Raw genomic sequence first — 10,000 nt, forward strand, 5'->3', positions numbered from 1 at the left:
TGCTTCTGCTTCTAAGAATTCTGGAGAATCTGTTGAGATTTTTCCAGTTCTAATTTCGTCAGCTAAATAGTTAGAAATTGTATATGGTAATACGAAATATCCATCTGCTAAACCTTGCATTAAAGCCGAAGCTCCTAAACGGTTAGCTCCGTGGTCAGAGAAATTAGCCTCACCAGCTACGAAACAACCAGGAATAGTTGATTGTAAGTTATAATCAACCCAAACACCACCCATAGTATAGTGAACTGCTGGATAAATTTTCATTGGTGTTTCATAAGGATTTTCATCCGTGATTTTTTGATACATCGTAAACAAGTTACCATATTTCTCTTCTAACCACTGTTTTCCTAAAGCTGTAATTTCTTCTGGAGTTGGATTATGATTTCCTTTCGCGTAAGCAGCTTGTTTACCTTTTGTTTGAATCTCAGTAGAGAAATCTAAGTAAACTCCTTCGTTAGTATCGTTAGCTTCGATTCCGTAACCAGCATCACAACGCTCTTTAGCAGCTCTTGAAGCTACGTCACGAGGTACTAAGTTACCAAACGCAGGATATCTTCTTTCTAAGTAGTAATCTCTATCTTCTTCCGCAATTTGAGTTGGTTTTAATTTACCTGCTCTAATTGCTTCAGCATCTTCTTTTTTCTTAGGAACCCAAATACGTCCTGAATTACGTAACGATTCAGACATCAACGTTAATTTTGACTGATTCGTTCCGTGAACTGGAATACAAGTTGGGTGAATTTGCACATAACATGGATTTGCAAATAAAGCTCCTTGCTTGTGGATTTTCCAAGAAGCTGTTACGTTACTTCCCATTGCATTTGTAGAAAGGAAATATACGTTTCCGTAACCTCCAGAAGCGATAACAACTGCGTGAGCTGAATGTCTTTCAATTTCTCCTGTAATTAAGTTACGAGCAATAATTCCACGAGCCTTTCCATCAACTTTAACTAAATCTAACATTTCGTGACGGTTGTACATTTTCACACGACCTAACCCGACTTGTCTTGATAAAGCAGAATATGCTCCTAATAATAATTGTTGACCAGTTTGTCCAGCAGCGTAGAAAGTACGTTGTACTTGCGTTCCACCAAACGAACGGTTATCTAACATTCCACCATATTCGCGAGCAAAAGGAACACCTTGTGCAACACATTGGTCGATAATGTTACCTGAAACTTCAGCTAAACGGTGAACGTTTGCTTCACGCGCACGGTAGTCACCACCTTTAATAGTATCATAGAAAAGACGGTAAACGCTATCACCATCATTTTGATAATTTTTTGCTGCATTGATACCTCCTTGAGCAGCAATTGAGTGTGCGCGACGAGGAGAATCTTGAAAACAGAATGCTTTTACATTATATCCCATTTCTCCAAGAGAAGCGGCAGCAGAAGCACCTGCTAAACCAGTTCCAACCACAATAATATCAATTTTTGGTCTATTATTTGGAGCAACTAATTTCAAGTGATTTTTATGATCGGTCCATTTATCTTTTAATGGACCCGCTGGTATTTTAGAATCTAACTTCATAATATATACTGATGTTGATTATTTTTTAAAGTGTAAAATAACTGGAATAATCGCAAATAATAATGGAACTATAATTGCAAATGCCTTTCCAAAAAACTTGATAACAGGTGTCAACTTTGAACTGTTTACACCAATCGATTGAAAGGCACTTTGAAAACCATGCCATAAGTGAAATGCTAAAGCTATCATAGCTAAAACATACCCAATTGTAAAAAACAAACCGTATTTAGCATCTTTAAAAAAGTCTAAAGTTAACTTGTGTAAATCTTTATACAAGTCACCCATTTTTACATTTACTTGCGGATTGTAAAGTTCTGTTCCGTTTTTAATTACCAACTGTTTTTGTGGTAAACCTGCCTGAATAACTTCACCTTCTTTACCTACCTGATCTACAGGATAATATTGACCTGTCGATCTTCCCACATAAAAATCCTGAGGCATTCCTGGCTGAATTTCAATAGTTTTAACCATTAATGGCATGTTTTTATCAAAATGCATTTTTGCCCAAAAATTCACCATGTGAGTAGCAATGAAAACCAAAATAACGGTTCCTAAAACAGCCATATTTCTTGAAGCAAAACTACTTGAAGAACCATCTGTTTTAGCATAACCAATTGGCCTTGCTTTTTTGTTTTGGATTGTCAACATAATTCCATCAATAGCATGAAATATAATTGAAATGTAAGTAAGGTATGAAAGTAACTTAACCGCTGGATTGGTGGTCATGAATAAAGCATATTCATTGAATTGCAAGCTGGTTCCAAAAATCAATTGAAGATTTCCTGCCAAATGTCCCGCCAAAAACAAGCATAAGAATAAACCTGTAAGAGCCATCCAGTATTTTTTTACAATAGATGACTTTAATAGTGCTGATTTTGCCATAATTTTTATTTGATTGTACTAGTTTAATAAAAAATCAAACAAAAATACAGCTATTTCAATTTAACTACAACCTTTTCAAGCTAATTTATAATGATTTTAAAATGAGTTTAACTATTGTTGAATACCAAGGGATTAAAGCGTATAAATCATACAAATGTATAGCATATTAGCAAATATACTTATTTCACATACAAAGGTATCAATCCTCTTAACCCCATATCAACAACATTTTCTCCTATTGAAGGCTCATATTTACCATCAGCCGTTACTTCTTGCCATTCAAAACTATTGTTTGTGGATAGAGATAGCGTTATTACAACATCGCGAGTTTCACTACCATTGATAATTAAGTTTTGAGCAAATTTTCCTGTTACTACACACGAACCTGCAGGTATTGGCGAAGTAGAAGCAATAGGGTTTGGAACTGTGGTTGCTCCAGCTGGAGCTTGACCAGAAGTAGCATAAGGAACATCATTTAAAGCAAAAGCCCAATATCCCTGCAAACGATTTCCATTTACTGGAAACGAATTATTACCTAATGTATGTGTGGTAATATAATTGTTAAAACCCACAAAGCTTGCTAATTTTCCTTGATAATCCGCGCCATTGTTTCGAATTGAAATATTGTATTCTTGATAGGCCAATGAAACGCGAACATATTCATAGCTACCTTGTGGCACTTGACTTAATGGAATTTTTAAAAAACCCTCCTCTTCTCTAACAATAACCGCTTTACTAAAATCAATCGCAACCGAACCTCCTTGAGTAGTTTCATCGGCATGATACAAAACAGCTCCTTCTGTTAATTGAGTATAAGCTGTTGGAGCCAACTCAAAATAATGCGCACTTATTTTACTAAAATCAGGAGATTGGGCCGCGTGACCAGAAGGAATGACTGCTGGTTGTCCCAAATTATTCAAACGCACTTGATTAGGATCAAACTGAAATTTAACAATTAAATACGGCTCGTTTACCGTGTCATCTTCATCCTCACAAGAGAAAAAAGAAAAAACGGAAACTAAAATTAAAAAAAAGCCAACAATTCTTTTCATAATTTAATGACGTTTGAGATAGCAAATTATATCTGCTTTTAGTTTAACGTAAAAAAGAGGGTAAATAGTATGCCTTTCTTAACTATTTTTTAGGATTTAAGATTTCAAACGTTTTACTCTCTGAAGATTTATCTTTTGAAATTGTAACTTTAAATTTCCCAACAGGCAAATAAAACTTCTTGTTTTCAGCTGTTTTGATTTTGATGTTTTTATCTTTTTTATTCCACTTTTCAGCCACTTCTTTTGAAATCGAATAATCAAAATTAAACGAATTAAATCCTTTTTTAGCTTCAACTTTTTGAGTGTGAACCACTATTCCAGTTTCATTCGCAATCGAAACATTCACAATTCCATCTGCATTAGTATAAAACCAAATTGTTTGCGAAGGTTCGCTCGGTTTTCCCCAAGCGTAATTTTGAGTTCCCCAACGATCTGATTTTATTCTATCGTTTACTTTAAATAAATGCAGGTTTTTAGCCAAAACGTCCTTAGTTAATTCCTGAATCTTAGAAATATCCATTTTATAAATCGAACGACCATGAGTTCCAACGATTAATTCTTTTGCTTTCGTTTGAATTACCACATCATGAACCGCTACATTAGGCATTCCGTTTGAGAAATCTTGCCAAGAAGCACCTTTGTCTAACGAAATAAATAAACCATTATCCGTTCCAACGTATAAAATATTCTCGTTTGCCGAATCTTCAACAATTACGTTAACTGCTTGTGTTAATCCATTCGAAATCGAAGTCCAAGTAGTTCCAAAATCATCCGAAACAAAAGCATAACTTTCAAAAATATCATTTCTGTATCCGTTTAAAGTTGCATAAACTCTTTCTTTTTTTTGTGACGAAGCCGCAACTCTTGAAACCCATAAATTTTGAGGCAAATTCCCCGAAATCAATTGCCAAGAAGCGCCACCATCTTTTGAAACGTGAATTTTCCCATCGTCAGAACCTACATAAAGCAATCCAAATTGGAATTTACTTTCCGAAATAGTCGTCAACGTTCCAAAAGCTACATTTCCTTCTTTTGCACCATTGGTTAAATCACCTGAAATTCGTTCCCACGTTTCGCCTTGATTCATAGAACGGTGTAAAAACTCCGAACCCATGTACAATATATCTTGGTTGTGCGAAGACAATAAAATAGGTGTTTGCCAATTAAAACGATATGGTTTTTCTCCTTTTGGAGCTTTTGGCGTGATGTAATCAAACTTACCTTCTTTTTGATTTATTTTATAGTAATTTCCAAATTGATAACCCGTGAAAACTACATTGGGATTACGATTATCTATTTGAATTTGCATGCCATCACCACCAATTAATTCTTGATACGGATATTTTCCTTCTTGATGCCAAGCTACAGAGTGAGCATATTCGTTATTTCCAAACCAAACGCCATTATCTTGCATTCCGCCATAAACATTATAATTTTCTTGATAATCCACATTTACGGCATACAATTGACCCAGCGCTTCATTGTTACATTTAATCCAATGCGCTCCATTGTCGTATGAAATATTCACACCACCATCATTTCCGTTAATGATATGATTCGGGTTCTCAGGGTTTATCCATGTTACGTGATGATCAGCATGCACGTTTTCTTTTGAAATGGCTGTGAACGTTTTTCCTCCATCTTCCGAAAACAATAACGGAACGCCACCAATATAAAGACGATTTTGATTTTTCTCATCTACAGAAATGTTCCCAAAATAGTAGCCATACGTATAAAACATATCATCGATATAATTCTGATTCGTTTTTTTCCAAGACTTTCCGCCATCTTCTGATTTGTAAACTTCGCAACCAATTACTTCGGTTTCAAATAACGCTTTATTTGCATCGGATAAAACCGCTAAAACTTCCTTAGGTTCCATGTTATTATCGTCAACCCAATTTTTAATATTTTCAGCGCGATATTTATCTCTAAAGCCACTTTCTTTCAAAGCGATGTTCAGTTCTTTATTCGAAATTTCCATGAAATCCGCTCCAGGAGAAGACAACATTGTGGTTAATTTATTTTTTGAAGCTGTTTTTGGTCGTTTGTTCTGATTATCAACAACCGCATAAATTACGTTTTCATTAAACATGGCTAAACCGATTCTTCCCACACCTTCGTTCGCAGGAAATCCGCTTTCTTTTGTACTGACTAATTTCCAAGAAGCTCCGCCATCTTCACTTTTGTAAATTCCAGATTTTTCTCCATCGCCATCAAAGTGCCACGCTTTTCTATCTTTTTGCCAAGATGCCGCAAACATGATTTTTGGATTGTTTTTAGAAACGGCTAAATCAATAATTCCAGCATCTTCGGCAACGAACAAAGTTTGTTTCCAAGATTTTCCACCATCAGTAGATTTATAAATTCCTCTTTCTTTATTGGTTGTGTATAAATGCCCGACGGCAGCCACGACAATTTCATTTAAATTACTTGGGTTCACCCAAATTCGGCTAATGTGATGCGAATCTTTTAATCCTAAATTTTCCCAAGTTTTGCCTTTATCCGAAGATTTTAAAACGCCAACTCCAGCATAAGTCGAACGCGAAGCATTCACTTCACCCGTTCCAACCCAAATCGTTCCCGAATTCCAATCCATCGTAACTGAACCACAATTTACCGTTTCCGCCGAATCCATCACAGGCGAAAAAGAAGTCCCGTTGTTATTGGTATACCAAAGACCGCCTGTAGCATAAGCCACGTAAAATTCGGTTGGGTTTTTTGGATTTACAGCTAAGTCAACTACTCGACCACTCATGATGGTTGGTCCGATATTTTTAGCTTCCACTTGATTAAACAACGAATTTTGAGCGATTGCCGATTGCACAATCAATAAAAACAGGATAGTAATTTGCTTCATCTCGAAAAAATTTGTTGAAAATTAGCCAAAACATTGCACTTCTACAAAATTTCTAAAGTATTTAACAACTTTTCATTTTTATCTTATTAATTTTGGAGAACAAAACATTTACATCATGAAATACCATCAAATAGACCGCAATTTGTACGTAAAAAACAGAGCTAAATTTACGGCTCAAATGAAACCTAATAGTGTTGCGGTATTCAATTCGAACGATATTTATCCTGTAAGTGCTGATAGCACATTGCCATTTGCACAACATAGAGATATTTTATATTTATCGGGTGTTGACCAAGAAGAAAGTATTTTATTGCTTTTTCCAGATGCACCTTACGAACATTTGAAAGAAATTTTATTCTTAAAAGAAACGAATGAGCACATTGCAATTTGGGAAGGTGAAAAACTAACCAAAGAAAGAGCGTTTGAAGTTTCTGGAATTAAATCGGTGATTTGGTTACAAGATTTCCACAAAACGTTGAAAGAAATCATGGCGTATGCCGATACCATTTACATCAATACTAACGAACATTACAGAGCGGTTATTGAAACTGAAACTCGTGAAGCGCGTTTCATCAAATGGTGGAAAGAAAATTATCCAGCACACAAAGTAGAAAAATCGAATCCTATTTTACAAAGATTGCGTTCGGTTAAGGAAAGTGAAGAATTGGATTTAATCCAAAAAGCGTGTGATATTACCGAAAAAGGATTCAGAAGAGTTTTAAATTTCGTAAAACCAGGTGTTATGGAGTACGAAATCGAAGCCGAATTTGCTCATGAATTTTTAAGAAATCGTTCGAAAGGTTTTGCTTATACCCCAATTATTGCTTCGGGTAACAATGCGAATGTGTTACACTATATCGAAAACAACCAACAATGTAAAGCTGGCGATTTGATTTTATTAGACGTTGGTGCAGAATATGCGAATTATTCAAGTGATATGACTCGTATGGTTCCCGTTTCAGGTCGTTTTACGGATAGACAAAAAGCGGTTTACAATGCCGTTTTAAATGTGAAAAACGAAGCTACAAAAATGTTGGTTCCAGGAACGTTATGGAAACAATATCATGTAGAAGTAGGTAAAATTATGACTTCTGAATTATTAGGTTTAGGATTAATCGACAAAGCCGATGTACAAAACGAAAATCCAGATTGGCCAGCGTATAAAAAATATTTCATGCACGGTACTTCTCACCACATGGGATTAGACACGCACGATTATGGTTTACTACACGAACCTATGCAAGCCAACATGGTGTTCACTGTTGAGCCTGGAATTTACATTCCAAAAGAAGGTTTTGGTATTCGTTTAGAAGACGATATGGTGATTCAAGAAAAAGGTGCAGCGTTTAATTTAATGCGTAATATTCCAATAGAAATTGAAGAAATTGAAGCAATAATGAATGCTTAATTAGAGAAAAAATACAAGAAGAAAGACGGTTTACGAAAGTAAGCCGTTTTTTATCCTTATTTGTCAAGCTGAACTAAACCGACGGAATCACTTCCACCACCATTTCATTTCCAGCTTTGTCATAATAACTACACGTCATTTTATCCATTACCACAATCCATTTTTCAACGCCCGATTTGGCGCAATCGTGTAAAAAAGTCATGTAATCGGTGTTGCCTTGTTGGTGCGATTTTAAGTCGGATTTGAATTGCTCAATGTTGCTTTCATCAGCAATAGTTAAGGTTTCTGAAAAACCTTCTGAAGCAATTTGAAAATTATCTTTTCCAAAATAATTGGTATGATTATCAAACACAAACGTTTCGAAAGAAGTAACACCAAGCGCAATAATGTCTTGCATGTATTTTGGAAAATCGGCACCGCTTTTTACTTTGGCGTGGGCTTCGTGGATTTGTTGGATGGTGAACATATACTATTTTTTTGGTAATTGAATTTGTGGTAAAGGTTTACAAAGAGTTTTATTTACGATTTTTTCTCTCATCAATTTCTTCTTGTTAAAATGACGAGAAATATTTTGAGTTATTTCTGTATAATTATCTTTTAATTCATTAGTCACTTTATCTTCCCATTGATGATAATAAACTTTTATAGAACGACAATTATTATGCTCAAAAATTGTATTTAATAATGTCCTATCAGACAATCCACAAGAATGACCCATTATTAAAACTTGAAACTTATCACTATCAATATAGTTTAATAGTTTGCTATAATTCGAATTTTGTAAATATTGAAAAGACTTAAAATTCCTTAGATATTCATTGTCATTAATATTTTCAATTCGTTTGTAATCTTCATCCATTTCATCTCCAAACCCAAAATTCATTAAATTTAATTCGTCATTTAATTTACCATGGATATGAAATAAATCAACTTTTATCTCACCTTCCTTAAGTCTGTTAACATATCTATCTAAAGTGGAGGTATAATTAAAATTGAGCAATCGAATTTTTGCTTTATTTAAATCAGGGTTTAACTTTTCTTCTTTAAAAAAGATTTCTATTTCATTAACATCATCAATATTATTAAACTCAGATCGCCAATTAGATTCATTATTAAAAACTGAAATAGGTCTTAATATATTATAAAAATCAATATTAATTGAATTAAATTCATTAGACGAATTTAAAAGATAATTATTCTCTATCTTCTCAATCAAATACTCTTCAAAAATTCTTTTAATTTCTTCAAATTCTGTATTCAATTTTTGAACTTTAATACTTTGTTCATTTTCCCAAAACTCTTCTGATTTAGAAACGTCTAAACATTTTGAATTAATTATCTTTTTTAATTGTCTGTAATACTCATTTTCAATATCAACCCAATTTTGAATATTCTTTTGATTAACAATCTTAAAAAAAGAATTTTTATAAATAAGAACATGACTTCTTGGATATTGTCCTGTCATGAAATTATTCCCAAATTCTGTATAAATTTCACCATCAGAAAACTTAATCTTCGCATTAAATTGTTTTATGAAATTTGCAAGCTCATATAAGTTTCTTGTGTTTTTAAAATCTACATCAAATAAATCCACAAAAGAAATAAAATCATCATTATGATTACTGTTTTTTACATTTGCCCAATAATCATCTATAAAATCCTTATAACTCGTCGGCAAACCATGTGCTAAATCAAAACCGTTTCCAATAATCACTAATCTATTCATAAATCTAAAAATGCTTTTCTCAAAAATACGTTTTTATTTTTATAATGTGATTTCTCCTAAGGTCGAAATGACAAAATGGTTAAAAATATTTTCCTTGCGCACTTCGCGAAAAAACTTTGCGCCCTTTGCGTTTAAACTCTACCTTTGCCCACATGAAAACCACGAACTTCAAAAACACTAAAATCAGTTACACCGACCAAGGAAAAGGAACGGCTGTGGTTTTATTGCATGGTTTTTTGGAAAATCAATCGATGTGGAAGGCGTTTGTTCCTGAATTGGTTAAAAAATACCGCATCATTACGATTGATTTATTAGGTCATGGTGAAACAGAATGTTTGGGTTATGTCCACACCATGGAAGACCAAGCCGATATGGTGCATCATGTGTTGCACGAATTAAAAATTAGAAAAGCGGTTTTAATTGGACATTCGATGGGCGGTTATGTGGCATTGGCTTTCGCCGAATTGTATCCCGATAACGTAAAAGGAATTGTATTACAAAACTCCACCTCAAGAGCTGATAGCGACGAACGAAAAGCA

8 protein-coding genes are annotated in these 10,000 nt (G+C 34.2%); 2 read left to right on the plus strand and 6 right to left on the minus strand.

Annotated features, from left to right (window positions below; genetic code table 11):
• The 4 genes from LDL23_RS01155 to LDL23_RS01170 all read right to left on the minus strand — a co-directional run.
• The coding region (locus LDL23_RS01155; RefSeq protein ID WP_291264063.1) for a fumarate reductase/succinate dehydrogenase flavoprotein subunit at positions 1-1,533 on the minus strand (1,533 nt) is incomplete at its 3' end.
• 18 nt (positions 1,534-1,551) lie between these two features.
• Positions 1,552-2,415, minus strand: coding sequence for a succinate dehydrogenase cytochrome b subunit (locus tag LDL23_RS01160; RefSeq protein WP_291264064.1), 864 nt, complete (start codon positions 2,413-2,415; stop codon positions 1,552-1,554).
• 179 nt (positions 2,416-2,594) lie between these two features.
• Positions 2,595-3,467, minus strand: a complete 873-nt coding sequence (locus LDL23_RS01165; protein ID WP_291264065.1) for a hypothetical protein — start codon at positions 3,465-3,467, stop codon at positions 2,595-2,597.
• 82 nt (positions 3,468-3,549) lie between these two features.
• Positions 3,550-6,327, minus strand: coding sequence for a glycosyl hydrolase (locus LDL23_RS01170; RefSeq protein WP_291264066.1), 2,778 nt, complete (start codon positions 6,325-6,327; stop codon positions 3,550-3,552).
• A gap of 115 nt (positions 6,328-6,442) precedes the next feature.
• On the opposite strand from LDL23_RS01170, the gene LDL23_RS01175 reads away from it, so the two are divergent.
• Positions 6,443-7,735 carry an aminopeptidase P family protein gene (locus tag LDL23_RS01175; protein ID WP_291264067.1) on the plus strand — a complete coding sequence of 431 codons (1,293 nt, stop codon included), beginning with the start codon at positions 6,443-6,445 and terminating at the stop codon, positions 7,733-7,735.
• 73 nt (positions 7,736-7,808) lie between these two features.
• Here the strand turns inward: LDL23_RS01175 and LDL23_RS01180 are convergent, their stop codons facing one another.
• On the minus strand, positions 7,809-8,201 hold the full coding sequence (locus tag LDL23_RS01180; RefSeq protein ID WP_291264068.1) for a DUF1398 family protein: 393 nt from the start codon (positions 8,199-8,201) through the stop codon (positions 7,809-7,811).
• Positions 8,202-8,204: 3 nt separating this feature from the next.
• Complete coding sequence (locus LDL23_RS01185) at positions 8,205-9,461, minus strand: AbiH family protein (RefSeq protein WP_291264069.1); 1,257 nt, start codon at positions 9,459-9,461, stop codon at positions 8,205-8,207.
• Positions 9,462-9,613: 152 nt separating this feature from the next.
• On the opposite strand from LDL23_RS01185, the gene LDL23_RS01190 reads away from it, so the two are divergent.
• A partial coding sequence (locus LDL23_RS01190; RefSeq protein ID WP_291264070.1) for an alpha/beta fold hydrolase occupies positions 9,614-10,000 on the plus strand: 387 nt, incomplete at its 3' end.

It is taken from the genome of Flavobacterium sp., assembly GCF_020217025.1.
Lineage (GTDB): Bacteria > Bacteroidota > Bacteroidia > Flavobacteriales > Flavobacteriaceae > Flavobacterium.

Bases quoted from the DNA above. Each gene is read 5' to 3' on its own strand.
- LDL23_RS01160 (WP_291264064.1), bottom strand. From the start codon at position 2,415: ATGGCAAAATCAGCACTATTAAAGTCATCTATTGTAAAAAAATACTGG.
- LDL23_RS01165 (WP_291264065.1), bottom strand. From the start codon at position 3,467: ATGAAAAGAATTGTTGGCTTTTTTTTAATTTTAGTTTCCGTTTTTTCT.
- LDL23_RS01170 (WP_291264066.1), bottom strand. From the start codon at position 6,327: ATGAAGCAAATTACTATCCTGTTTTTATTGATTGTGCAATCGGCAATC.
- LDL23_RS01175 (WP_291264067.1), top strand. From the start codon at position 6,443: ATGAAATACCATCAAATAGACCGCAATTTGTACGTAAAAAACAGAGCT.
- LDL23_RS01180 (WP_291264068.1), bottom strand. From the start codon at position 8,201: ATGTTCACCATCCAACAAATCCACGAAGCCCACGCCAAAGTAAAAAGC.
- LDL23_RS01185 (WP_291264069.1), bottom strand. From the start codon at position 9,461: ATGAATAGATTAGTGATTATTGGAAACGGTTTTGATTTAGCACATGGT.